We start from the raw sequence: 25,252 nt of genomic DNA on the forward strand, positions 1-25,252 counted from the left end.
GGGACAATCCTAGGCTATGCATCCAAAAGCCCTGCTTGACGCCTGTTCCGAATTGGTTCGGCTCGTCCTTAAATTTGACCACCCTGCGGACGCCATCGTCTCGCGTTTCTTCCGTGACAACCGCGGCCTGGGCCCGCGCGAGCGTGCCACCCTGGCCGAAACCGCCTACACCGTGCTGCGCAAAAAGCTGCTGTTTGACCACCTGGCCCCCAGCGGCAGTGGCCCCAAAGAGCGCCGTATGGCCATTCTGGGCTTTTATGGCCCAGGCGATTTTCTGCGCAGCGCGCTGACCGACCAGGAGAAAAACTGGCTGGACCAGTGTGAGAAGGTTCAGCCCGCCGACCTGATGGAGCGCCACCGCCACAACCTGCCCGAATGGCTGGTGCAGCCGCTCAAAGACCAGTTGGGCGACGAATTCTGGCCGCTGGTGGAGCACCTGAACCTGGGCGCGGGCCTGGATTTGCGGGTCAACACCTTCAAGGCCAAGCGTGCCGATGTGCAAAAAGAGCTGCAACAGGCCGGCATCAAGGCGGTGCCCACGCCGTACTCCCCCTGGGGTCTGCGCATTGCCGGCAAGCCGGCACTGAACAAGAACGAGGCCTTTGTGCGCGGCGATTTTGAGGTGCAGGACGAGGGCTCCCAACTGCTGGCCATGCTGCTGGACGCCAAGCGCGGCGAAATGGTGGTGGACTTTTGTGCTGGTGCCGGCGGCAAAACCCTGGCCATTGGTGCCGCCATGCGCAGCACCGGCCGCCTGTACGCTTTTGACACCTCGGCCCACCGCCTGGATTCGTTCAAGCCGCGCATGGCCCGCAGTGGCCTCTCCAATGTGCACCCTGCTGCCATCGCCCACGAGCGCGACGACCGCGTGAAGCGCCTCTCCGGCAAGATGGACCGGGTGCTGGTGGATGCGCCGTGTACCGGTATGGGCACCTTGCGCCGTAACCCGGACTTGAAATGGCGCCAAAACCTCCAAGCTGTAGAGGAAATGGCGGTCAAGCAGGCCGCCATCCTGCAAAGTGCCGCGCGCATGGTGAAGTCCGGCGGGCGCTTGGTCTACGCGACTTGCAGCGTGTTGCCCCAGGAGAACGAGGCGATTGCTGCGGCCTTCGCCGCCGCCAACCCCGACTTTGTGGCCCTGCCTGCAGGCGAGGTGCTGGCCGGCTTGAAGGTGGAGAACGCACCAAGCCTGTGCGTTGGTGGCGAAGACGGCCAACTCTACCTGCGCCTGTGGCCGCATCGTCATGCCACGGATGGATTTTTTGCGGCGGTTTGGCAAAAGAAGTGAAATAGTTGATGAAAGTTAATGTTTTTTAACTTCCATTTGAATTAACTAGCCAAAAAAGACTGCAGCCCCTAAAATCTGGGGTGTACAGGGGCGCACGTCGCCCCTGACTCATAACTAACCAAACCTCGTTGAGAGATTGAATTGACTATGTTGTTACCTGATTGGGCTGTGCTGAACGCAGCAATTGAGTGGCTGGCCCATGGCATGTGGAACATCACATGGTGGCAAATTGTGTTGTTTGCACTGGCCATGACACACGTCACCATGATCAGCGTGACGGTGTTCCTGCACCGCCACCAGGCGCACCGCGCCCTGGACCTGCACCCCATCGCGTCGCACTTCTTCCGGTTTTGGCTGTGGCTGACCACCGGTCAGGTGACCAAAGAGTGGGCTTCCATCCACCGCAAGCACCACGCCAAGTGCGAGCAGGCCGAAGATCCCCACAGCCCGCATGTGTACGGCATCAAGACCGTGTTGCTCAAGGGCGCCGAGCTCTACCGTGCGGAATCCAAGAACAAGGAAACCATGGCCCGTTTCGGCCACGGCACGCCCGATGACTGGATCGAGCGCAACCTGTACACCCGCTACTCCTGGCAGGGCGTGGGTCTGATGATGATCATCGACCTGTACCTGTTTGGCGCCGCTGGCTTGGCGGTTTGGGCCCTGCAAATGGCGTGGACACCGATTACCGCGGCCGGCATCATCAACGGTGCCGCCCACTACTGGGGTTACCGCAATTTCGAGGCGCCTGATGCCTCCACCAACATCTCGCCCTGGGGCATCATCATTGCCGGTGAAGAGTTGCACAACAACCACCACACCTACCCGACCTCTGCCAAGCTGTCGGTCAAGCCCTACGAGTTTGATATTGGCTGGATGTACATCACCATCATGCAAGCGGTGGGTTTGGCCAAGGTCAAGAAGACTCCCCCCAAGGCTGCATATGGCGACATTCGCCCTGTGGCGGACGAGAAGACGCTGGAAGCATTGATTGCCAACCGTTATGAGATCATGGCTGCGTACGCCAAGGGCGTGCGCCAAGCGGCCCGTGACGAGTTTGAGTCGGTCAAGGCCCGTAGCGCTGACGCTGCCGTGGTGAAAGCTGCCAAGCGCTGGATGCACCGTGACGAAGAAAAAGTGCCTGCTGCTGCTGCACCTCAACTGGCCCAGGCCCGTGCTGCATCCCCGGTGCTGGACAAGATGGTCACCATGCGCGAAGAGTTGCGTCAGATGTGGCTCAACACGCACGTGTCCCGTGAGCAACTGGCCAAGGATCTGCAAGCCTGGTGCCACCGCGCTGAAGAGAGCGGCATTACCGCGCTGCGCGAGTTCTCCATGAAGCTGCGGGCTGCGCACGTTTAAGAACGTCCTTTCGCTTCTTCCGAAAGCCCGCCTTGTGCGGGCTTTTTTATGCGTGTTTGGTTTTGCAGCTTGATGTCTTTCGCGAGCTCCAGAGCAGCCGGGGCGTGCGTTTTACTTCGTGTCCCCCGGCCTTCGGCCTCCTCCTTTACCTACGTAAAACGCACCCCCCGACTACTCTTGCGAAGTGGTGCGTTGCTATGGCTTTGAATGACCGCGTGTGATCAGGTTTTCAGTAGCAGGTAGGGTTGGGGTGTCCTGCGTAGGTAAAGGAGGAGCCCGAAGGGCGGGGGACACGCAGCAGAGCGCCCAAACCTTGCCTGATGCGTGCGAAAGACGTGCCTCTGTCAATCATCCAAAAAGTACAGACGTAAAAAAGCCCGCACAGGGCGGGCTTTTTTGGATCGGAAGAACCTGAATTACTTCAGCTTCATTTCCTTGTAGTCCACATGCTTGCGAGCAACGGGATCAAATTTCTTGATCAGCATCTTCTCGGGCATGGTTTTCTTGTTCTTGTCGGTCGTGTAGAAGTGACCGGTACCAGCTGTGGATTCCAGCTTGATTTTTTCGCGTCCGCCTTTGGTTGCCATGGTGCTCTACTCCTTAAGCTTGACCACGTGCGCGCAGATCGGCGAGCACAGAATCGATACCGTTTTTGTCGATCAGACGCAAACCGGCGTTGGAAATGCGCAGGCGCACCCAGCGGTTTTCAGTCTCGACCCAGAAACGGCGGTATTGCAGGTTCGGCAGGAACCGGCGCTTGGTTTTGTTGTTGGCGTGGGAAACATTGTTTCCGACCATTGGGCCTTTGCCCGTTACTTCACATACGCGTGCCATGTGGACACTCCGATATAAACGGTTTTCACTGTCGATCCAAACGGCTTGAAAAACAAACCCGTCCGATCTCGCTCAAACCTCACCTCGCCATGAAAAAGGGTGGCGGTAACCCCCCGCCAAGGTCATTGGCGGAACTCACAGAGCGCCCGAAAAAGGCAAGCCCCTCACGGGGCGAACTCAGCAAAGCCTTGGATTATAGCGGTTTTGGCCCGGAGGGCGCAAATGGCTCAGTCCTGTTCCAGGAAGCGCTGGGCGTCCAGTGCTGCCATGCACCCAGTACCGGCGCTGGTGATGGCCTGGCGGTAGACATGGTCTTGCACGTCGCCGGCGGCAAATACGCCAGGGATGCTGGTCTGTGTGGCAAAACCTTTGAGGCCGCCCTGGGTCACGATGTAGCCGTTTTCCAGCTCCAACTGGCCCTGGAAGATGTCGGTGTTGGGCGAGTGGCCGATGGCGATGAAGCAACCCTTGAGCGTGATGTCCTCGGTGCTGCCGTCGGTGGTGCTCTTGAGGCGGATGCCGGTCACGCCGGAGGCGTCGCCCAGCACTTCGTCCAGGGTTTGGAAGGTCTTCAGCTCAATTTTGCCTGCAGCCACCTTCTCCATCAGCTTGTCTACCAGGATGGGCTCGGCCTTGAACTTGTCGCGGCGGTGTACCAGATACACCTTGCTGGCGATGTTGGAGAGGTACAGCGCCTCTTCCACGGCGGTGTTGCCGCCGCCGACCACGCAGCAGATTTCGTTGCGGTAGAAGAAACCGTCGCAGGTAGCGCAGCCGGACACACCGCGGCCCATGAAGGCTGTCTCGGAAGGCAGGCCCAGGTACTTGGCGGAGGCGCCGGTGGAGATGATCAGGGAGTCGCAGGTGTAGGTGCCGCTGTCGCCAGTCAGGGTGAAGGGGCGCTTGGACAGGTCGACGGAGCCGATGTGGTCAAACACCACCTCGGTTTTGAAGCGTTCGGCGTGTTCCAGGAAGCGCTGCATCAGCTCCGGGCCTTGCACGCCACCCACGTCGGCGGGCCAGTTGTCGACCTCGGTGGTCGTCATCAGTTGGCCGCCCTGGGCCATACCGGTGATCAGCACCGGGTTGAGGTTGGCGCGGGCTGCGTAGACAGCAGCGGTGTAGCCGGCGGGGCCAGATCCCAAAATGAGGACTTTGGCGTGTTTGGGTGAGGACATGTTGTAACCTTTGTGGTCAGAGAAACGGAGGGCCAGCCGTGTACATTTCGGGGCGGCCCTTGCTAGAAACAAGTGGCTGTGTTGTATCGGTCCGTTCGATTGTAAGAAACCGGCATTCAAAATTCAGGAACCAGATCAATGGCAATGCTGAGCAACCAGGAATTGATACGCAGAGTGCCCCTGTTTGCCATGCTGAGTTCCGCACAGGCCGATGCGCTGGCGACGAATGTGGCCAAGGCGCGCATCAAACGGGGTGCCCATGTGGTGGAGCAGGGAAAAAATTCCAATGCCCTGTTCCTGATACTGGCCGGGCGGGCGCATGTGGTGATGACCGATAACAAGGCCCGCGAAGTGATTGTGGCCACGCTCAAGGCTGGCGACTACATTGGGGAGATGAGCCTGATTGACAACGAGGCGCACTCGGCGACGGTGGTGGCTGACACGCAAATGGACGTTCTGGTGCTGGGGCGCGACGATTTCACCCGTTGTGTGGGGGAGAACGCAGCCATCGCATCGGCCGTGATGCGTGGGCTGGTGCAGCGTCTGCGCAGTGCCGACCAGAAAATCGTGTCCCTGGCACTGATGGGGGTGTATGGCCGTGTGGCCAATGTGCTGCTGGACACGGCGGAGCCCAATGAGAACGGCGAGTTGCTGATTCGCGAGAAAATCTCACGCCTGGATCTTGCCAAGATGGTGGGGGCCTCGCGTGAGATGGTGAGCCGTGTCATGAAGGATTTTGAAGAGCAGGGTTTTGTACAAACCCTCAAGGATGGCGGTTTGCGTGTGTGGGAGCGGCGCTCCAAGCCGCGTTAAACCGAACCAAGCGCCAAATCGCTAGATGCTGGTGATGTGCCAGCCGACTAAATGACCTATTCACTGCATACATTGAATTCTTCTTCGCAAGAGGTGTCCCCACCAGCCTCGGGGGCGGCACGCTTCGTCAATGAAATCGCTTTGGTGGCGGGCTTCGTGGCCCTGTTGCTGTGGCTGATTGCGCTTTTGAGCTATTCCCCGCAAGACCCCGCTTGGTCGACTTCTGGCTCGGGCATGGTGATGCACAACCAAGTTGGTCGGTTGGGCGCCTGGATGGCCGATGTCAGTTACTTCGTGCTGGGTTTTTCCGTGTGGTGGTGTGTGGCCGCTGGATGGCGTATTTGGTTGTCCTTGCTGGCCAGTCGCTTGCGTGGCGAAGGCGCGGGTGATGTGGCTTCCTCGCCAACCAGGCACAGTGCCTGGGTAGTCCTGGCCGGACTGTTTTTGCTGTTGTGCGCCAGCACGTCGCTGGAGTGGTCGCGTCTTTACCGCTTGGAAGCGTTTTTGCCCGGTAGTAGCGGCGGGGCGCTGGGGCAACTGGTGGGGCCCTGGGCGCTGCGCTGGCTGGGCTTTGTGGGGGCGGGGCTGGTCGCGATTGTGTTGGGCGTGCTGGGCTCGGCCATGGTGTTCGGGTTCTCGTGGACACGGACGGCAGAGCGTATCGGTGCCTTGCTGGACGGTTTGGCAGAGTCCCGCCGCGAGAAAATCGAGGCTGCCCAGGACCGCGAACTCGGCCAGTTGGCTGTGCGTGAGCGCGAGGAGGTGTTCCTGGAAGAGCGGGAAGAGGCTGTGGTTCACTACCAGGCGCCGGCCCAGGTGGTCATTGAGCCGGTGATGGTGGAGCTGCCACCGAGCGAGCGTGTGGCCAAGGAGCGGCAGAAACCGCTGTTTACCGAGATGCCCGACAGCAAGCTGCCGCAGGTGGATCTGTTGGATGGTGCGCAACTACGCCAAGAGACAGTGGCCCCCGAGACGCTGGAAATGACCAGCCGCATGATTGAGAAAAAGCTCAAGGATTTCGGTGTGGAGGTGCGCGTGGTGCTGGCCCAGCCCGGCCCGGTGATCACGCGTTACGAGATCGAGCCCGCCACGGGCGTAAAAGGCTCGCAGATTGTGGGGCTGGCCAAGGATTTGGCGCGCAGCTTGAGCCTGGTGTCCATCCGCGTGGTGGAAACCATCCCCGGCAAAAACTACATGGCGCTGGAGCTGCCCAACGCCAAGCGCCAGAGCATCAAGCTCTCCGAGATTTTGGGTTCGCAGGTCTACAACGAAGCCAAGTCCATGTTGACCATGGGCTTGGGCAAGGACATCGTGGGCAACCCCGTGGTGGCCGACCTGGCCAAGATGCCGCACGTGCTGGTGGCCGGTACCACCGGTTCCGGCAAATCCGTCGGTATCAACGCGATGATTTTGTCCTTGCTCTACAAGGCCGAGGCGCGCGATGTACGCCTGCTGATGATCGACCCCAAGATGCTGGAAATGTCGGTCTACGAGGGCATTCCGCATTTGCTGGCACCTGTTGTGACGGACATGCGCCAGGCTGCACACGGTCTGAACTGGTGTGTGGCGGAGATGGAGAAGCGCTACAAGCTGATGAGCAAGATGGGCGTGCGCAACCTGGCTGGCTACAACGTCAAGATTGACGATGCCAAGGCCAAGGGCGAGTTCATCTACAACCCTTTCAGCCTGACGCCCGAGAGCCCCGAACCATTGAACCGTTTGCCGCATATCGTGGTGGTGATCGATGAGTTGGCCGACCTGATGATGGTGGTGGGCAAGAAGATTGAAGAGCTGATTGCACGCCTGGCGCAGAAGGCGCGGGCTGCCGGTATCCATTTGATTCTGGCGACCCAGCGCCCCAGCGTGGACGTGATCACCGGCCTGATCAAGGCCAACATCCCGACGCGGATCGCCTTCCAGGTGAGCAGCAAAATCGACAGTCGCACCATCCTGGACCAAATGGGCGCCGAAGCCCTGCTGGGCATGGGCGACATGCTTTACATGCCCAGCGGTACCGGTTTGCCCGTTCGCGTGCACGGCGCCTTTGTGAGCGACGAGGAGGTGCACCGTGTGGTGAGCTACCTCAAGAGCCAGGGCGAGCCCGACTACATCGACGGGGTGCTGGAAGGCGGCACCGTGGACGGTGAAGACGGCGAGGGCGGCGGTGACGCGGGTGGTGAGAAAGACCCGATGTACGACCAGGCGGTCGAAGTGGTGCTGAAAAACCGCAAGGCCAGCATCTCACTGGTGCAGCGTCACCTCAAGATTGGCTACAACCGCGCCGCACGGCTGGTGGAAGACATGGAAAAAGCCGGCTTGGTGAGTTCCATGAGTGGTAGCGGCCAGCGCGAAATCCTGGTGCCGGCCCGTTCCGAATAAGCGTGTGGGGCAGAATCCATCATGAAACAAATTGCTCTTATTTTGATAGCTGCTTGCGCAATATCGGCGAAGGCTGGAGGCTTGGAAAGCTTGGAAACCTTCGTGAGGACGGTGAAGAGCGGCAAGGCCGATTTTTCCCAGGTAGTGACCTCACCGGCCAAAGAAGGGCAGGTTGCGCGTAGCAAGGTGTCCAGTGGCAGTTTTGAATTTGCGCGGCCCAACCGCTTCAAATTCGTCTACAAAAAACCGTTCGAACAAACCATTGTGGCCGACGGCCAGACCCTGTGGCTGTATGACGTGGACCTGAACCAGGTCACTGCGCGCAAACAGTCGTCCGCGCTGGGCTCCACGCCCGCTGCGCTGATTGCCGCCGCACCCGATTTGAAAGCCCTGCAAACCGACTTTGCCCTGACGGACGCGCCAGACAAGGATGGCCTGCAGTGGGTGCACGGCACGCCCAAGGCCAAGGACAGCCAGCTGCAGCAGGTGCGCGTGGGCTTCAAGCAGGACCAACTGGCGGTGCTGGAGATTCTGGACAGCTTTGGCCAGCGCTCGGTGCTGAGTTTTGTGGGCTTCCAGCCCAATGCGGCGCTGGACGCCGGCGCCTTTCAGTTCAAACCGCCAGCCGGTGCGGACGTGGTGCGCCAGTAGCGGGGCTCCATGGCATCGTCGCCATCCAAACACCAACCGCTGGCCGAACTGCTGCGCCCCAAAACACTGGGCGAGGTGATTGGCCAGCAGCACCTGCTGGGCGACGGCATGGCGCTGCGCCTGGCATTTGAATCAGGCCAACCGCACAGCTGCATCCTCTGGGGCCCGCCCGGAGTCGGCAAGACCACGATTGCGCGGCTCATGGCCGATGCGTTTGACGCCCAGTTCATCACCATCAGCGCGGTGCTGGGCGGCATCAAGGACATTCGCGAGGCCGTGGAGCAGGCTCTGTTGGCGCGTGACGGGCTGGAGCAGCGCCGCACCATTGTGTTTGTCGACGAGGTGCACCGTTTCAACAAAAGCCAGCAGGACGCGTTTCTGCCGCATGTGGAGAGCGGTCTGTTCACCTTCATCGGCGCGACCACCGAGAATCCCTCGTTTGAGGTGAACTCGGCGTTGTTGTCTCGCGCCGCCGTTTACGTGCTGCAACCGCTGGATGCCGATAATTTGAAGCAAATAGTGGTCAGAGCCCAGGCAGAGTCTGCGCTTCCAGCTATCGAAAACATAGCAATCGACCGACTGATCGCTTATGCGGATGGGGATGCCCGGCGTCTGCTCAACACACTCGAAACCCTGGCTGTGGCAGCAGTGCAGGAGAAAGTGGGCGAGATCACGGATGTGTGGCTGCTCAAGGTGCTGGGCGAGCGCATGCGCCGCTACGACAAGGGTGGCGAGCAGTTTTACGACACCATCTCGGCCCTGCACAAAAGCCTGCGTGGCTCGGACCCGGATGCGTCGCTGTACTGGTTTGTGCGCATGCTGGATGGTGGGGCCGATCCGCGTTACATGGCGCGCCGCCTGATCCGCATGGCGGCCGAAGACATTGGTCTGGCCGACCCGCGCGCGCTGCGCATAGCGCTGGATGCGGCTGACGTGTACGAACGCCTGGGCAGCCCCGAGGGGGAGTTGGCCCTGGCCGAGTGTGTGGTTTATTTGGCCGTGGCTCCCAAATCGAACGCGGTCTACAAGGCATTCAACGAGGCCAAGGCCTTTGTGAAGAAGGATGGCACCCGCCCGGTGCCCATGCATTTGCGCAATGCTCCTACCAAGCTCATGAAAGAGCTGGACTACGGCAAGGGCTACCGTTATGCGCATGACGAAGAGGGCGGCTTTGCGGCGGGTGAGCAGTACCTGCCGGATGGCATGTCCGATACGCAGTTTTACCGGCCGGTGGAGCGAGGGCTGGAAATTCGTATTGGTGAGAAGCTGCGCGAGCTCAAAGCGCGTAATCAGAAGAAAAACTAATAGTGCATGAAATGCGGCACGAGTTGCCAAATCGGCATGGCACTCAAGGGTAAACCCACCCTGTAGCCCCGAGACCCCTCCGCGCGACATCGCTAGAATCGCGGCACTGCTTTGGCCTGCACCGCCAGTGAACCTGACGTGGCAGGCTTATTGCTTTCGATGGTCTAACGCCACCAGTGTTAACGGCCATGCCGTTCGCACACAAGAACAACGGAGTTTTCTATGGATATTTTGATACAGCAGATCATCAACGGTCTGGTGTTAGGTAGCATGTATGCGCTCATCGCGCTGGGCTACACGATGGTGTACGGCATCATCAACCTGATCAACTTTGCCCACGGTGAGGTCGTGATGGTGGGGGCCCTCACCAGTTGGACCATGATTGGTCTGATGCAGGATGCGATGCCCGGCACTCCCGGCTTCATCATCCTCTTCCTGGCCCTCATCATTGCCTGCGTGGTTGCTGCCACGCTGAACTTTGTGATTGAGAAGGTGGCTTACCGTCCCCTGCGCAACAGTCCCAAACTGGCCCCCCTGATCACTGCGATCGGCATGTCCATCTTGCTGCAAACGCTGGCCATGATCATCTGGAAGCCCAATTACAAGTCCTACCCCACGCTTTTGCCCAACACCCCTATTGATATTGCCGGTGCGGTGATTACCCCTACGCAAGTCATGATTCTGGGCGTGACGGCCGTCTCCCTGGCACTGCTGATGTGGCTGGTGAATTACACCAAGCTGGGTCGTGCCATGCGCGCAACGGCCGAGAACCCCCGCGTCGCGGGTCTGATGGGTGTCAAGCCTGACATGGTGATTTCCGCCACCTTCATCATCGGTGCCGTGCTGGCCGCGATTGCCGGTGTGATGTACGCCTCCAACTACGGCACCGCTCAACACGCCATGGGCTTCCTGCCCGGCCTCAAGGCCTTCACCGCGGCCGTGTTCGGCGGCATCGGCAACTTGGCGGGTGCCGTGGTCGGCGCCATTCTGCTGGGTCTGATCGAATCCATCGGCGCGGGCTACATCGGTGCCCTGACCGGCGGCGTTTTGGGCAGCCATTATTCCGACATTTTTGCTTTCGTTGTTCTGATCATCGTGTTGACACTGCGCCCCTCCGGCTTGCTGGGTGAGCGTGTAGCCGATCGTGCCTAAGGAGACCCAACACATGAATTCTCAAAAACGACTGTTGACCATGCTGGTAGCCGCCGCGGGTCTGTTGATCCTGCCGCTGGTGCTGCAAGGGTTTGGCAACGCCTGGGTACGCATTGCCGACATGGCTTTGCTGTTTGTGCTGCTGTCCCTGGGCTTGAACATTGTGGTGGGCTATGCGGGCCTGCTGGATCTGGGCTACGTGGCGTTCTTCGCCATTGGTGCCTATATGTTTGGCCTGATGGCGTCCCCCCATCTGCCTGAAACGTTCCCTGCCATTGCCGCCATGTTCCCCGACGGGCTGCATACCCCGCTGTGGGTCGTGATTCCGCTGGCGGCGGCCTTGGCCGGGGTGCTGGGCATCCTGCTGGGTGCTCCCACCTTGCGTTTGCGCGGTGACTACCTGGCCATCGTGACCCTGGGCTTTGGCGAAATCATCCGCGTGTTCCTGAACAACCTGGACCACCCCGTCAACATCACCAACGGCCCCAAGGGCATTGGCCAGATCGACGCGATCCAGTTCTTTGGCATCAGCCTGGGCAAGCGGCTCAACATCGCTGGTTTTGAGTTGTCTTCGGTCACTTTGTATTACTACCTGTTCCTCACCCTGGTGGTGGTCAGTGTGATCATTTGCCACCGCCTGGAGCTGTCCCGCGTGGGCCGCGCCTGGATGGCGATTCGTGAAGACGAAATTGCTGCCAAAGCCATGGGCATCAACACCCGCAACGCCAAGCTGCTGGCTTTCGGTATGGGCGCCACTTTTGGTGGTGTGTCTGGCGCCATGTTTGCTGCCTTCCAGGGTTTCATCTCGCCCGAGTCCTTCAGTCTGATGGAGTCTGTGATGATTGTGGCCATGGTGGTGCTGGGTGGTGTAGGCCACTTGCCTGGCGTGGTGCTGGGCGCCATTTTGCTGGCTGCATTGCCAGAGGTGCTGCGTTATGTGGCCGGTCCTTTGCAGGCCATGACGGGCGGTCGGCTGGATGCTTCCATCCTGCGCCAGTTGCTCATCGCCCTGGCCATGATCAGCGTGATGTTGTTGCGCCCCCGTGGCTTGTGGCCCGCGCCTGAGCACGGCAAGTCTTTGCAAAGCACCAAACCCTGAACCTTGCAGGGCAGCCCGGCATATGCGCACGCGGCTGCCCTCCACTGAATGGAATCCAACATGACAGATACAGTACTCAACGTCTCCGGCGTTTCCAAGCGGTTTGGTGGTTTGCAAGCCCTGAGCGATGTCGGCATCAAAATTGAACGCGGTCAGGTCTACGGCCTGATCGGCCCCAACGGCGCTGGCAAGACCACTTTTTTCAACGTGCTTACCGGGCTCTACACACCCGACAGCGGCAGTTTCGAGCTGGCTGGCAAGGCGTATCAGCCCACCGCCGTGCACACCGTGGCCAAGGCCGGCATTGCGCGCACTTTCCAGAACATCCGGTTGTTCGCCGAAATGACCGCACTGGAAAACGTGATGGTGGGTCGCCACATCCGCACCCATTCCGGGTTGCTTGGCGCCGTGTTCCGCACCCCCGGTTTCAAGGCAGAAGAGGCGGCTATTGCCAAGCGCGCACAAGAGCTATTGGACTACGTGGGTATCGGTAAGTTTGCCGACTACAAGGCCCGCACCCTGAGCTATGGCGACCAGCGCCGGCTAGAGATTGCCCGTGCCCTGGCTACCGATCCGCAACTGATTGCACTGGATGAACCAGCCGCCGGCATGAACGCCACCGAGAAGGTCATGTTGCGCGAGTTGATTGACCGCATTCGCAACGACAACCGCACCATTTTGCTCATCGAGCACGATGTGAAGCTGGTGATGGGCCTGTGCGACCGCGTGACGGTGCTCGACTACGGCAAGCAGATTGCCGAAGGCACACCCGCGGAAGTACAAAAGAACGAAAAAGTGATTGAAGCCTACTTGGGCACGAGCGGCCACTAAGGAATACGCATGACAACCCAGACTCTGCTCAAAGTTAAAGGCCTGAAGGTCTCGTATGGCGGCATCCAGGCCGTCAAAGGTGTGGATTTTGAAGTCCACGAAGGTGAATTGGTCTCCCTGATCGGCTCCAACGGTGCCGGCAAGACCACCACCATGAAGGCGATCACCGGTACCTTGCCCATCAATGCTGGCGATATTGAATACCTCGGCAAAAGCATCAAGGGCCAAGGCCCTTGGGATTTGGTCAAACAAGGCTTGGCCATGGTGCCGGAAGGTCGCGGTGTGTTCACCCGCATGACCATCATCGAAAACCTGCAAATGGGCGCCTACATCCGCAACGACAAGGATGGCATCGCCGCAGACATCGAGAAGATGTTCACCATCTTCCCGCGCCTGCGCGAACGCAAGGACCAGTTGGCCGGCACCATGTCCGGTGGTGAGCAACAAATGCTGGCCATGGGCCGTGCCCTGATGAGCCGCCCCAAGGTGCTGCTGCTGGACGAACCCTCCATGGGCTTGTCGCCCATCATGGTCGACAAGATCTTTGAAGTGGTCAAAGACGTGTACGCCCAGGGCGTAACCGTGCTGCTGGTGGAGCAAAACGCCAGCCGCGCCTTGTCCATTGCCAACCGCGGCTATGTGATGGAGTCCGGCATCGTCACCATGACCGGCAACGCCGCCGATATGCTGACCGACCCGAAGGTGCGCGCCGCTTACCTGGGCGAATAAACCGATCCCGGGCATCCCGAATACAAGTTGTTACGGCACTTTGCATTCGGGATGTCAGGCTGCCTGTGTGTGGGCCCGTTGTAGGCACATGGAGTCATTCCATGTACACCCTCAACAGGAGTTCACTATGAAAATTCACACTGTGCTGGCAGGTCTGGTCTTGGTAGCAAGCGGTGCCACCTTTGCACAAACCACAACGCTTGCGCCCAAAGATCCTTTGGCGACCCCCAAGATTGACCAGCGCGATGCCAACCAAGACAAACGCGTTGCACAAGGTGTTGAGTCTGGCCAGTTGACCCGGCGGGAAACCCGTCGTCTGAACCGCGGTGAAGTCCGCATCGACAAGGCCGAAGACCACGCCGCAGCGGATGGCAAGGTGACGGGCCAGGAGCGTAAGCGCATTGCACATATGCAGCGCGCCGAGAGCCGCGACATTGCCCATCAGAAGCATGACCGCCAAGTGGACTTGAACCACGATGGCAAGCGTGACGGCAAGAACGGCAAGCTGTAAGTCGACCGCTCACTATCCAGAAAGGCCTGGGCCGTGTGCCCCGGCCTTTTTTTGTTCAGGCCGCGTGCTTGTCCGCCTCGGACGTGAACGCGTCCGCAAAAAAAGCCTCTTCGGGCAAGCCAGCCAGCGTGCAGAAGTCCTTGCGGGCGGAGTCCACCACGATGGGGGCGCCGCAGGCATAGACCTGGTGGCCGGACAGATCGGGCAGGTCGTCCAGCACGGCACGGTGTACAAAGCCAGTACGGCCAGTCCATCCATCTTCGGCTTGTGCATCAGACACCACGGGCACATAAACCAGTTGTGGCATGCGTTCCTGTTGGGCTCGGAGCCAGGTGTCCATGTACAGGTCGGCGGGACGCCGACCACCCCAGTAGACGGTCACGGTGCGCTGGATGTCATGGGCCTGCATATGCTCCAACAGCGCCTTGATGGGGGCAAAGCCGGTGCCAGAGGCGAGAAACACCAGCGGTGCCTCGGAGTCCTCACGCAGGAAGAAGGAACCGAAGGGGCCTTCGATGCGCAGGATTTCTTTTTCCTTCATGGTGCCAAACACATGGTCGGTGAATTTGCCACCGGGCATGTGGCGGATGTGCAGCTCCAGCGCGTTGGCTTGTCCGGGGGCGTTGGCCATTGAATAGCTGCGCCGCGAGCCGTCGCGCAGGATGAACTCCACGTACTGGCCCGCCCGGTACAAAAAGCTGTCGTTGGCAGGCAACTGCAGGTTCAGCATCACCACATCCTCAGAGAGGCGCGTCATCGTGGTTACCCGTGTCGGCATTTTTTTGATCGGCAAGGCGCCTTGTTCTGTCACCTGGCGCGACTCCAACACCACATCACTCTGCGGTACGGCACAACAGGTCAAGATCAGGCCTTGGGCGGCCTCTTCTGCACTTAGGGCCTTGGCCTGGTGCGGGCCGTGTGTCACCCCGCCACTGATTTTTTTGCATTTGCAAGAGCCGCAAGCGCCGTCTTTGCAGCCGTAGGGCAGGCCAATCCCGTGGCGTATGCCGGCAGCCAGAATGGCTTCATCGGCGTCGGCGGTGAAAACCCGGCCACTGGGCTGTACGGTGATGGTGAAGGCGGCGTGGCTGGCGGGGGAGACGGTCATCTTTTGGGTATCCTTGGGGACTCTCAAGTCATCAACCCTCAATTTTGCCTTCAAACCAATCCCCCCTGGGGGCCTTGCCCTCCCGTTTTCGCAAACAGCGGGTGCTGGTGCTGGGCTGTGGCGACGTCGGTGTGCGCATGGTCAAGGCCCAAGGCGTGCAGGCCCGCTGGCTGGCGCTGACATCTTCTGCCGAGCGTATCCCCGCGCTGCGGGCCATGGGGGCCACCCCCTTGCTGGGCAATCTGGACAAGCCCCAGACTCTGCGCCGCTTGGCTGGGTTGGCTCAGCGGGTGTTGTACCTGGCACCGCCACCCTCCGAGGGGTGGGTGGACTCCCGCGCTCTGGCACTGGCCCGCGTATTGCGCCGCCGTACCGCGCCCGCGAGCGTGGTGTATGGGTCCACCAGCGGAGTGTATGGCGACTGCCAGGGGGAATGGGTGCCCGAGACACGTGCCGTTGCACCACAAACTCCGCGCGCACAGCGTCGTGTCCACGCCGAATACGCCATGCGCTTTTGGGGCCGCAGCAGTGGCGTACGGGTGTCAGTGATCCGCATTCCGGGTATTTACGCACCCGACCGAGAGGGTGGCACACCGCAAACCCGTTTGGCCAAGGGCACGCCGGTGCTGCAGGCCGCTGACGATGTGTACACCAACCATATCCATGCCGATGATTTGGCGCGTGCCTGTTGGCGTGCGCTGTGGCTGGGCTTGCCCCAGCGCCTGTATAACGTGAGTGACCACTCCGAGCTCAAGATGGGGGACTACTTCGATCTTGCGGCTGACCTGTATGGCCTGCCGCGCCCGCCCCGGGTGTCGCGCACAGGTGCACGCGAGCAGTTGCCGGTGATGTTGTTGAGTTTTATGGATGAGTCGCGTCGACTGGTCAATACGCGTATGGTGCAGGAGTTGCGTTTGACGCTGCGCTACCCCAGCGTGCACACCGGTTTACGTTCGAGCGCTTGAGGTGTGTACATCGCGCCAGCGGTAGACGTGCACCAGCCCTTGCCACACCAGCCAACTGGTGATCAGGGTGATGGGGTAGGCCCACAGCACATCGCTGAACCAGTGCGCCACGTCCGACATGCGGGCGAAGCCGATCACCAGTCCCGCCCCGGTGCCCACCAAGGCCCAGGTCTTTTGGCGGCGACGGTGCACCAGCAGCAGCGTGGCAAAGAAGAAACCACAGGCCACATGCCCACTGACAAAGGAGCAGTTGTTGTTGCACTGGTCCGTGATGAGCGTGGCGCGGGTGAACTGCTGTTCGCCGCCGAAGTGTTCAACCTGATAAGGGCGTGCGCGCTGCCAGTGCTCTTTGAACACCGCATTGACCACCACGCCCGGGCCCATGATGCCCGCTACCACGACAAAGGCCAGAGGCAGGCGCCAAGCCTTCCAGCCTTTGCCAAAAGTCACGACCAACCAAGCCACAAAACACAGGGCCAGTCCGACGCGAAACAGGGCGGGAACATAGAGGTTGATGCCTAACACCCACCACCATTCCTTGGAGTCAATCAAGGGGGGCGTGCCTGTAAAAAGGGCCGCCAGCGCCAAGTCTGCCGTCGGCCATATGGTGGGCACCAGGGCCGCCGCCACAGACAGCGCCAGCACCACGATAAACAGACGGGGTGTGGTGGTGGCCGGGCGCGCGGTATCGGTGGGCATGGTGTGGGGTGTGAACTCGGGAAGTCGGTGATTGTGCGGCAATTCGGCAGGTGATTAAGATGGCTCCTCCTTCATTACCTTCGCGTTGTATGGCTTTGTCCTTTTTTTCTCGCAGGCTGGCGTCCAGTTTGTTGGTGCTGCTGGTGTCTGCGTGTGCGCTGCCTTCGCCGCAACAGGGGGGCTTGCCCGCATCGGGTGCCGCACTGGTGGGTCAGGAGTGGGTGACCACCCAGATTGTTGGTGTGTCGACGGTGCTGGCTCCCGTGCCGCGTTTGCGCTGGGCATCGGCGGAGCAGATCACGGGTTCTGGTGGGTGCAATGCATTTGCGGGCCGCGCCGTGGTGAACCAAGGGGCGCTGCAAGTGGGTAACCTGGCAGCGACCGGGCGCCTGTGTGTGGCTTTGCCGCAGGGCGGGCAGGAAGACCGCTTCTTTGCGGTGCTGGAGTCCGCGCGCACCGTACGGCTGGTGGACGGGCAACTGGTGCTGGAAGACGCAGCGGGCCAGATACTGGCCCGCTTTGCCAAACCCTGAGCTTTTGCGCCGCGCGGGGTGGTCAGGCCGCTTGGACCAAGGGGAGCCTGCGGTGTCGCTGGCCGGTCAGGGTGAATATGGCATTCGCCACCGCAGGCGCAAGGGGTGGCAAGCCCGGCTCACCCACGCCGCCAGGCGCGCGCGTGCTGGGTACCATGTAAGTGTCTACCTGCGGAGCGTGGGCCAACTGCACCATGGGGTAGGTGGGGAAGTTGCTCTGCTGTACTACCCCGTCTTGAATGTCGATCTTGCCGTAGAGCGCCGCGCTTAGTCCAAAAATCACCGCACTTTCCATCTGCTGGGCTACGGTGCCAGGATTGACGACCGTACCGCAGTCGATGGCGCACACCACGCGATGCACGCGCGGCACACCGTTCTGGATCGACACTTCGGCCACTTCGGCCACGATGGAGCCAAAGGATTCGTGCAAGGCCATGCCCATGGCATGCCCCTTGGGCAGAGCGCTGCCCCAGCGTGCCTTGTCGGCGGCCAATTGCAAAACGGCGGCATAGCGTGGCGCGTCCTGGAGCAAAGCCAGCCGAAAGGCCAAGGGGTCTTTCTGGGTAGCTGCGGCCAGCTCGTCGATAAAGCTTTCCGAAAAAAACGCATTGTGCGAATGGCCGACTGAGCGCCAAAAGCCTACCGGCACCTCCATGTGGGTAGCCACGTGGGCCATGTGCTGGTTGGCAAAGCCGTAGGGCAGGTCAAACAGGCCCTCGGCCGTGGTTTTGTCCGGCATGTCCACCGGGCCAGACAGGGCGGGCAGCCCGCGGGCCATCCAGCGTGGGCTGATGGCATCACCGGCGGATTTGATGCGAAGGCTGCTGACTTGGCCCGTGCTGTCGATGGCCGCACGCATGTCGGCCACATGCATGGGGCGGTAGAAGTCGTGTGTCATGTCCTCTTCGCGCGACCACACCAGTTGCACCGGTTTGCCCTCGCAAGCCATGGCCACTCGCACGGCCTGGGCGACGTAATCCACCTCCAGCCGGCGTCCAAAACCGCCACCCAGCAGCGTGACATGCAGGGTCACGTCCTTGGCATCCACACCGGCTACTTTGGCGGCTATGGCACGTGCCATTTCAGGCACTTGGGTCGGGGCCCACACGGTGACCTTGCCGTCCAACACCTGTGCGGTGCAGTTCATGGGCTCCATGGTGGCGTGGGCCAGATAGGGTGCTTGGTAGCTGGCCTCTACCAGTCGGGCTGCGGAGGCCTCGGTTTGGCTGGCATCGCCTTTCTCATAGAACGCAAAACCGTCTTCGGCCTTCAAAGCTGCCTGCATGCGGGCCTCGATGGCCTGGGTGTCCAGGGCGCCATTGGGCGGTGCTGCCCATTGCGCTTGCACCGCCTGGGCCGCTTGGCGGGCATGCCAGGTGGTTTGTGCTACCACCGCAAACCCGGCCGTGGAGCCACCCAGGGCCTCCAATGGCACCACCTTGTGCACGCCGGGCAGGGCCAGGGCGGCTTGGGTGTCCAGGGTTTGGACACTGCCGCCGATTTGTGGCGCCAAGCGCAGTGCGGCAAACAGCATGCCGGGCTGGCGCACGTCGATGCCGAACCGTGCGGCCCCGGTAGTCTTGGCTGGAATGTCCCCACGGGGGGTTGGCTTGCCCAACAGGGTCCATTGCTCGCGGGCCTTGAGGCTCACGTTCTTGGGACTGGCACCGACCGCGCCCGTCGCCAGCTCGCCAAAATGTGCCGATTTGCCGGAAGCGTGTTGCACCACGCCTGCCGCAATGCGCAGCTCCGAGACCGGCACCTGCCATTGCTTGGCCGCCGATTCCAGCAGGGCGGCCCGTGCCGTGGCGGCCGCGGTGCGCAGGGGGAACCAGGCGTCGGCCACGCTGGAGGATCCACCGGTGGCGTTGATACCCAGTTCGCGCGCAATTTTGCCGACAAACCACTCGCCAAGTTTGACCTTGGTGGGCGGGTTGCCACCCTCGGACTCCAGGGGATGGAAGGGCAGGCTGGCCGTGAGCATGACCACATTGCCATAAATCGTGTCGGGCCCGGCCTGCTGCAGCAGCAGCTTGGCCAAGGGCAAGTCCAACTCCTCGGCCACCAGCATGGACAAGGCCGTGTGCACGCCCTGGCCCATTTCGCTGCGGGGCATGGCCAGCACCACGGAGCCATCGCTGGCCACCTTGATCCAGCCGTTCAGGGCCACTTCACCACTTTCAGGCAGCATCAGTTCAGGGCTTCCCATGCGGGAGCGGGCGGGCATCACGCCCCAGCCCACCACCAGTGCGCCCGTGGCACCCAATGCGCTCAAAATCCAGGTGCGGCGCTTCATGCTGCGGCTCCTTGCGTCTGGGCGGCGGCGCGGTGGATGGCGGCGCGCACACGTTGGTAGGTACCGCAACGGCATATATTGGTCATGGCCTCGTCAATGTCCGCGTCAGTGGGTTTGGGTTTGCGCGCCAAGAGGGCCGCTGCGGCCATCAGCATGCCGCTCTGGCAGTAGCCACATTGGGGCACCTGTTCGGCAATCCAGGCGGCTTGCAGCACATGCAGCTTGTCGGGGTTGCCCAGGGCTTCGATGGTGGTGATCTTCTGGCCGACCACGGCGGAGGCTGGCATGACACAGGAGCGCACAGGCTGGCCATCCACATGCACCGTGCAGGCCCCGCAGGCCGCGACGCCGCAGCCAAACTTGGTGCCGGTCATGTTCAGGGTATCGCGCAGCACCCAGAGCAGGGGCATGTCGGGTGGGGCGTCGGCGGTCACCACCTTGCCATTGATGTTGAGTTCCATGGGGCGCACTCCTTGCGGGTTCTTGTGGGCCGCATCATAGGGGTGGTGCCAGTGCCCCGGTGTCACGCAGGCTTACACAGCGGGTAATCCATGAGGTTTTTTAGAGCGCCCAAACAAAAAATGGGCACAAAAAAAGCCAGACGTCTTGCGAACGTCTGGCTTTGATCTGGTGCCCAGGGCCGGACTCGAACCGGCACGCCTTGCGGCGGGGGATTTTGAGTCCCCTGAGTCTACCAATTTCACCACCTGGGCAGGTAATTCTGTGAAGCGCGAATTATGGCACATTTATGGCCATGACATTCCAAACTATTGAAGACGCTATCGGAAACACCCCCTTGGTCGCCCTGCAGCGCATCCAGGTCAGTGACAACCAGTCCCGCAACACCGTGGTTTTGGGCAAACTTGAAGGCAACAACCCCGCCGGTTCTGTCAAAGACCGCCCGGCACTCTCCATGATCCAGCGCGCCCAGGAACGTGGCGACATCCAACCCGGCGACACGCTGATCGAAGCCACCTCCGGCAACACCGGTATTGCCTTGGCCATGGCCGCAGCCGTCAAGGGCTACCGCATGGTCTTGATCATGCCGGAGGACCTGTCCATCGAGCGCGCCCAGACCATGAAGGCTTTTGGCGCCGAGCTGATCCTGACGCCCAAGAGTGGTGGCATGGAATACGCGCGCGACTTGGCGGAGCAAATGCAGCGCGACGGCAAAGGCCGGGTGCTGGACCAGTTTGCCAATGGCGACAACCCCCGCATTCACTACGAAACCACCGGCCCCGAGCTCTGGGCGCAAACCAACGGGCGCATCACCCACTTTGTCAGCGCGATGGGCACTACCGGCACCATCACCGGCGTGTCGCGCTTCCTGAAGGAAAAGAACCCGGCCATTCGCATCATCGGCGCGCAGCCATCGGAAGGCTCGCGCATTCCCGGTATCCGCAAATGGCCCGAGGCCTATCTGCCCAAAATTTACGACCCCAAGAACGTGGACGAACTGGTTTACGTGAGCCAGGCGGACGCCGAGGACATGTGCCGACGTCTGGCGCGCGAGGAAGGAATTTTTGGCGGCATCTCGGCTGCTGGTGCCTGCTGGGTCGCGCAGGAGATTGCCAGGCGCGAGCGTGATGCCGTGATCGTGTTTGTAGTGTGCGACCGCGGTGACCGTTACCTCTCCACCGGGGTCTTTCCCGCATAATTTATGCGAAAAGTGCCTGTAGCGACCGTCCTTATTGCGCGAGCAGCTACTGAATGTATAGCAAATAAAGGGTGGATATGTCTGCTGTTTTCAAGTTTTGTCCGCAGTGCGCCACGGCGCTGGAGCACATCACCCTGGCAGAAGACGGTGGCGACAAAACCCGCTTGCGCTGCCCGGCCTGCGACTTCACGCACTGGAACAACCCCACGCCCGTGCTGGCTGCGGTGATTGAGTACAACGGGCAAATCCTGCTGGCACGCAACGCCGCCTGGCCCGGCAAGATGTACGCATTGATCACCGGCTTCATGGAGGCGGGTGAGACGCCCGAAGAGGGCATTGCGCGCGAGATTGCGGAAGAGACCAACCTGACCACCAGCGCGCTCAAGCTGCTGGGTGCCTATGACTTCCAACGCATGAACCAGGTCATCATTGCCTACCACGCGGTCTGCCATGGCGACGTGAAGCTCAGCCCTGAGCTGGTGGACTATCGCCTGTATGACTTGCAGGACGTGAAGTGCTGGCCCGCGGGAACGGGTTACGCCTTGGCCGAATTCCTGCGCTCACGTGGACACGAGCCCACCTTCATCGACCCGGTGTGGCGCCAGGACGCCGAAAAGCTGGCGACTTAAAATCGCCAGCTACGCCAGAAAGCTGCTTGCATGAACACCGACAAAGAAGTTGACACCCGCGGGCTGAACTGCCCGCTGCCCATCCTCAAGGCCAAGAAGGCCCTGGCCGAGCTGTTGAGCGGCCAGACCCTGAAAGTGGTCGCCACCGACCCCGGCTCCATCCGGGACTTTCAGGCCTTCGCCAAACAGACCGGCAATGAGCTGCTGGAGCAGCAAACGGTAGGCGCCGAGTACATCCACGTGTTGCGCCGGCGCTGAGTTTTTCTGCGTCTCCAAACAAAAACGCCGCACGGGAAAACCCTGCGGCGTTTTGTTTTGGCGCAGGCCCCATCGGGCCGACGCATCAGCCCAAGCGGGCCAGTTGCTCTTTCACCTTTTCTAGTGTTGCCGCAAAGTCCGCCACGCGCTTGCGTTCCTGCTCCAGCACGGCAGCGGGGGCTTTGGCCACAAAAGCTTCGTTGCTCAACTTGGCGCTGGCCTTGGTGATCTGCTCTTCCAGGCGGGCCACTTCCTTGCCCAGGCGGATCTTTTCGGCTGCCACGTCCACTTCCACAAACAGGCACACACGCGCTTCGCCTACCACGGCCACGGGGGCGGACTGGGCGGCGGCTTGCCAGCTGGCTTCGTCGGCAAACACCTTCACTTCGCTGAGTTTGGCCAGGGATTGCAGCACGGCGGCCGAGGCTTGCAGGAACGCACCTTCGGCCGCGCTGTGGGCCACCACGAACAGCGGCAGGCGCACGGCGGGCGACACGTTCATCTCGCCCCGCAGGTTGCGGCAGGCGTCTACCAAGGCCTTGAGCTTGACCACGTGGGCAATGGCCGCCTCGTCAATGCGCTCGGGCTGGCTCACCGGGTAGGCGGCGATGGACACCGACGGGCCTTGGCGGCCAGCCACCGGCGCCACCTTTTGCCACAGCTCCTCAGAAATGAAGGGCGTGATGGGGTGGATCAGGCGCAGGATGGTTTCCAGCGTGCGGATCAGGGTGCGGCGGGTGGCGCGTTTTTGCGCGTCGGAGCCGGTGTTGATCTGCACCTTGGCGATTTCCAGGTACCAGTCGCAGAACTCGTTCCAGACAAAGTCGTAGATGGTGTTGGCCACGTTGTCCAGGCGGTAGTCGGCAAAGCCCTGGGCCACCTCGGCTTCCACCTTCTGCAGCAGCGACACGATCCAGCGGTCGCTGGCGCTGAAGTCCAGGATGGCGGTGTCGCACTGGGCGTTGTCCTGCACGCCGCAGTCCTGGCCTTCGCAGTTCATCAGCACAAAGCGCGTGGCGTTCCACAGCTTGTTGCAGAAATTGCGGTAGCCCTCGCAGCGCTTGCTGTCGAAGTTGATGGAGCGGCCCAGCGAGGCCAGCGCGGCAAAGGTGAAGCGCAGGGCGTCGGCACCGTAGGCGGGAATGCCCTCGGGGAATTCCTTTTGCGTGTTCTTGCGCACCTGGGGCGCGGTTTCGGGCTTGCGCAGGCCGGTGGTGCGTTTGTCCAGCAGGGGTTCGAGCGCGATGCCGTCGATCAGGTCCACGGGGTCGAGCACATTGCCTTCCGATTTGCTCATCTTCTTGCCCTGCGCGTCGCGCACCAGGCCGTGGATGTAGACGTGCTTGAACGGCACCCGGCCGGTGAAGTGCTTGGTCATCATGATCATCCGGGCCACCCAGAAGAAGATGATGTCGTAGCCGGTGACCAGCACGGACGATGGCAGGTACAGGTTGTAGTCGTCGGTGGCGGCGGTGCCCGCACCTTCATTGCCCCAGCCCATGGTGCTGAACGGCACCAATGCGGAGGAGTACCAGGTGTCGAGCACGTCCTCGTCGCGTTTCAAGGTCTTGCCGGGCGCTTGGGCCTGCGCTTCGGCTTCGTTGCGGGCCACGTAGACCTTGCCGTCTTCGTCGTACCAGGCCGGAATCTGGTGGCCCCACCAGAGCTGGCGGCTGATGCACCAGTCCTGGATGTTGTTCATCCACTGGTTGTAGGTATTCACCCAGTTCTCGGGCACGAACTTCACGTCGCCGCTTGCTACTGCATCGATAGCGCCTTGCGCAATGCTGGTGCCGCTTGGCGCTGGTTTGGTCATGGAAACAAACCACTGGTCGGTGAGCATGGGCTCGATCACCTGGCCGGTGCGGGCGCAGCGCGGCACCATCAGCTTGTGCTTCTTCACTTCCACCAGGAAACCACCGGCTTCCAGATCGGCCACGACCTTCTTGCGCGCCACAAAACGGTCCAGACCCTGGTAGGCGGCGGGGGCGTTCTCGTTGATCTTGGCGTCCAGTGTCAGCACGCAGATCATGGGCAGCTGGTGGCGCTGGCCCACGGCGTAGTCGTTCTGGTCGTGGGCGGGCGTGACCTTGACCACGCCGGTGCCAAAGGCCTTGTCCACGTAGTCATCGGCAATCACGGGGATGGTGCGGCCGCACAGGGGCAGGGTCACCTGCTTGCCGATCAGCGCGGTATAGCGCTCGTCTTCGGGGTGCACCATCACGGCCACGTCGCCCAGCATGGTCTCAGGCCGGGTGGTGGCCACGGTGATGTCACCGGAACCATCGGCCAGCGGGTAACGGATGTGCCACAGCGAGCCGTCTTCCTCTTCGCTTTCCACTTCGAGGTCGCTCACCGCGCTCATGAGGATCGGGTCCCAGTTCACCAGGCGCTTGCCGCGGTAGATCAGGCCCTGCTCGTAGAGCTGCACAAAGGTTTCGGTCACCGTCTTGGACAGCTTCTCGTCCATGGTGAAGTACTCGCGGCTCCAGTCCACGCTGTCACCCATACGGCGCATCTGGCCGGTGATGGTGTTGCCGGATTTTTCTTTCCACTCCCACACCTTGGCGGTGAAGGCCTCGCGGCCCAGGTCGTGGCGGCTGACTTTTTGCTCTTGCAGCTGGCGCTCCACCACGATCTGCGTGGCAATGCCAGCGTGGTCGGTGCCCGGAATCCAGGCCGTGTTGAACCCGGCCATGCGGTGGTAGCGCGTCAGGCTGTCCATGATGGTCTGGTTGAACGCATGGCCCATGTGCAGGGTGCCGGTCACGTTGGGCGGCGGCAGCTGGATGGCAAACGCGGGCTGGCCGGCCTGCGGGGCCTGGGTGCCGCGGTAGCCCGCTACGCCATAACCGCGCTTTTCCCATTCGGGGCCCCAGTGCGCTTCCAGCGCGACGGGCTCAAACGATTTGGACAGGGACTGCAGACCCGGTTGTTCGGGGGCGTGGGGCGTGGGGGTGGCTTGGTCAGACATG

General features: G+C 61.3%; 24 protein-coding genes and 1 tRNA gene. 16 read left to right on the top strand and 9 right to left on the bottom strand.

Features of this window, described 5'->3' with window-relative positions; all coding sequences use genetic code 11:
- Positions 1-16: 16 nt before the first annotated feature.
- Positions 17-1,288 (top strand): RsmB/NOP family class I SAM-dependent RNA methyltransferase, encoded by a 1,272-nt coding sequence (locus tag AC3WS7_RS12615; protein WP_492656608.1) that lies wholly within the window; start codon positions 17-19, stop codon positions 1,286-1,288.
- Positions 1,289-1,435: 147 nt separating this feature from the next.
- Entirely contained in the window at positions 1,436-2,650 is a 1,215-nt protein-coding gene (locus AC3WS7_RS12620; RefSeq protein ID WP_492656609.1) for a DesA family fatty acid desaturase, read from the top strand.
- A 416-nt stretch (positions 2,651-3,066) separates the two neighbouring features.
- Here the strand turns inward: AC3WS7_RS12620 and rpmG are convergent, their stop codons facing one another.
- From rpmG to trxB, 3 genes are all read right to left on the bottom strand, one after another.
- Entirely contained in the window at positions 3,067-3,237 is a 171-nt protein-coding gene (gene rpmG / locus AC3WS7_RS12625) for a 50S ribosomal protein L33 (protein WP_029707149.1), read from the bottom strand.
- Between the two features lie 13 nt (positions 3,238-3,250).
- Positions 3,251-3,484, bottom strand: a complete 234-nt coding sequence (rpmB, locus tag AC3WS7_RS12630) for a 50S ribosomal protein L28 (protein WP_272548698.1) — start codon at positions 3,482-3,484, stop codon at positions 3,251-3,253.
- Between the two features lie 227 nt (positions 3,485-3,711).
- Entirely contained in the window at positions 3,712-4,662 is a 951-nt protein-coding gene (trxB, locus tag AC3WS7_RS12635; RefSeq protein ID WP_296468395.1) for a thioredoxin-disulfide reductase, read from the bottom strand.
- A 138-nt stretch (positions 4,663-4,800) separates the two neighbouring features.
- Between trxB and AC3WS7_RS12640 the strand changes: the two genes are divergently transcribed.
- The 9 genes from AC3WS7_RS12640 to AC3WS7_RS12680 all read left to right on the top strand — a co-directional run bounded on the left by AC3WS7_RS12640 (position 4,801) and on the right by AC3WS7_RS12680 (position 14,132).
- Positions 4,801-5,475: a Crp/Fnr family transcriptional regulator gene (locus tag AC3WS7_RS12640; RefSeq protein ID WP_296468396.1), complete on the top strand. Its 675-nt coding sequence runs from the start codon at positions 4,801-4,803 to the stop codon at positions 5,473-5,475.
- A 51-nt stretch (positions 5,476-5,526) separates the two neighbouring features.
- Entirely contained in the window at positions 5,527-7,854 is a 2,328-nt protein-coding gene (locus AC3WS7_RS12645) for a DNA translocase FtsK (RefSeq protein ID WP_492656610.1), read from the top strand.
- A 21-nt stretch (positions 7,855-7,875) separates the two neighbouring features.
- Complete coding sequence (gene lolA, locus AC3WS7_RS12650) at positions 7,876-8,505, top strand: outer membrane lipoprotein periplasmic chaperone LolA (RefSeq protein ID WP_492656611.1); 630 nt, start codon at positions 7,876-7,878, stop codon at positions 8,503-8,505.
- Positions 8,506-8,514: 9 nt separating this feature from the next.
- Positions 8,515-9,810, top strand: coding sequence for a replication-associated recombination protein A (locus AC3WS7_RS12655; protein WP_492656612.1), 1,296 nt, complete (start codon positions 8,515-8,517; stop codon positions 9,808-9,810).
- Between the two features lie 222 nt (positions 9,811-10,032).
- Entirely contained in the window at positions 10,033-10,962 is a 930-nt protein-coding gene (locus AC3WS7_RS12660; RefSeq protein ID WP_105260009.1) for a branched-chain amino acid ABC transporter permease, read from the top strand.
- A 13-nt stretch (positions 10,963-10,975) separates the two neighbouring features.
- The gene (locus AC3WS7_RS12665) at positions 10,976-12,061 is read left to right on the top strand and encodes a branched-chain amino acid ABC transporter permease (protein ID WP_296468404.1); all 1,086 of its coding nucleotides are present in this window, start codon (positions 10,976-10,978) and stop codon (positions 12,059-12,061) included.
- 60 nt (positions 12,062-12,121) lie between these two features.
- A complete protein-coding gene (locus AC3WS7_RS12670) occupies positions 12,122-12,892 on the top strand; it encodes an ABC transporter ATP-binding protein (protein ID WP_322579190.1) in 771 nt (256 codons plus the stop codon).
- Positions 12,893-12,901: 9 nt separating this feature from the next.
- Complete coding sequence (locus tag AC3WS7_RS12675) at positions 12,902-13,621, top strand: ABC transporter ATP-binding protein (protein WP_296468408.1); 720 nt, start codon at positions 12,902-12,904, stop codon at positions 13,619-13,621.
- Positions 13,622-13,748: 127 nt separating this feature from the next.
- Positions 13,749-14,132, top strand: coding sequence for a hypothetical protein (locus AC3WS7_RS12680; protein ID WP_492656613.1), 384 nt, complete (start codon positions 13,749-13,751; stop codon positions 14,130-14,132).
- Positions 14,133-14,187: 55 nt separating this feature from the next.
- On the opposite strand, the gene AC3WS7_RS12685 is transcribed toward AC3WS7_RS12680, so the two are convergent.
- The gene (locus AC3WS7_RS12685; protein WP_492656614.1) at positions 14,188-15,240 is read right to left on the bottom strand and encodes a CDP-6-deoxy-delta-3,4-glucoseen reductase; all 1,053 of its coding nucleotides are present in this window, start codon (positions 15,238-15,240) and stop codon (positions 14,188-14,190) included.
- A 44-nt stretch (positions 15,241-15,284) separates the two neighbouring features.
- Between AC3WS7_RS12685 and AC3WS7_RS12690 the strand changes: the two genes are divergently transcribed.
- A complete protein-coding gene (locus AC3WS7_RS12690) occupies positions 15,285-16,205 on the top strand; it encodes an NAD-dependent epimerase/dehydratase family protein (protein ID WP_492656615.1) in 921 nt (306 codons plus the stop codon).
- Here the strand turns inward: AC3WS7_RS12690 and AC3WS7_RS12695 are convergent.
- Positions 16,188-16,589, bottom strand: a complete 402-nt coding sequence (locus AC3WS7_RS12695) for a phosphatase PAP2 family protein (RefSeq protein ID WP_492656840.1) — start codon at positions 16,587-16,589, stop codon at positions 16,188-16,190. The genes AC3WS7_RS12690 and AC3WS7_RS12695 overlap by 18 nt on opposite strands.
- Positions 16,590-16,993: 404 nt before the next feature.
- On the opposite strand from AC3WS7_RS12695, the gene AC3WS7_RS12700 reads away from it, so the two are divergent.
- Positions 16,994-17,437, top strand: a complete 444-nt coding sequence (locus AC3WS7_RS12700) for an META domain-containing protein (protein ID WP_492656616.1) — start codon at positions 16,994-16,996, stop codon at positions 17,435-17,437.
- A gap of 22 nt (positions 17,438-17,459) precedes the next feature.
- Here the strand turns inward: AC3WS7_RS12700 and AC3WS7_RS12705 are convergent, their stop codons facing one another.
- The 3 genes from AC3WS7_RS12705 to AC3WS7_RS12715 form a co-directional block, all read right to left on the bottom strand.
- Positions 17,460-19,733 (bottom strand): xanthine dehydrogenase family protein molybdopterin-binding subunit, encoded by a 2,274-nt coding sequence (locus tag AC3WS7_RS12705; RefSeq protein ID WP_492656617.1) that lies wholly within the window; start codon positions 19,731-19,733, stop codon positions 17,460-17,462.
- Entirely contained in the window at positions 19,730-20,194 is a 465-nt protein-coding gene (locus AC3WS7_RS12710; RefSeq protein WP_492656618.1) for a (2Fe-2S)-binding protein, read from the bottom strand. The genes AC3WS7_RS12705 and AC3WS7_RS12710 overlap by 4 nt, the downstream gene beginning before the upstream one ends.
- Positions 20,195-20,361: 167 nt before the next feature.
- Positions 20,362-20,446 (bottom strand) — tRNA-Leu (locus tag AC3WS7_RS12715).
- A 41-nt stretch (positions 20,447-20,487) separates the two neighbouring features.
- On the opposite strand from AC3WS7_RS12715, the gene cysM reads away from it, so the two are divergent.
- The 3 genes from cysM (at position 20,488) to AC3WS7_RS12730 (ending at position 22,277) form a co-directional block, all read left to right on the top strand.
- Positions 20,488-21,390, top strand: a complete 903-nt coding sequence (gene cysM, locus AC3WS7_RS12720) for a cysteine synthase CysM (RefSeq protein WP_296468425.1) — start codon at positions 20,488-20,490, stop codon at positions 21,388-21,390.
- Between the two features lie 77 nt (positions 21,391-21,467).
- Positions 21,468-22,019 carry an NUDIX domain-containing protein gene (locus AC3WS7_RS12725; protein ID WP_492656619.1) on the top strand — a complete coding sequence of 184 codons (552 nt, stop codon included), beginning with the start codon at positions 21,468-21,470 and terminating at the stop codon, positions 22,017-22,019.
- A gap of 30 nt (positions 22,020-22,049) precedes the next feature.
- The gene (locus tag AC3WS7_RS12730) at positions 22,050-22,277 is read left to right on the top strand and encodes a sulfurtransferase TusA family protein (protein ID WP_296468429.1); all 228 of its coding nucleotides are present in this window, start codon (positions 22,050-22,052) and stop codon (positions 22,275-22,277) included.
- A gap of 85 nt (positions 22,278-22,362) precedes the next feature.
- Here AC3WS7_RS12730 and AC3WS7_RS12735 read toward each other — a convergent pair whose 3' ends face one another.
- On the bottom strand, positions 22,363-25,251 hold the full coding sequence (locus AC3WS7_RS12735) for a valine--tRNA ligase (RefSeq protein ID WP_492656620.1): 2,889 nt from the start codon (positions 25,249-25,251) through the stop codon (positions 22,363-22,365).
- Position 25,252: the final 1 nt, after the last annotated feature.

It is taken from the genome of Rhodoferax sp. EU05-FHT12H12 (assembly GCF_058791215.1).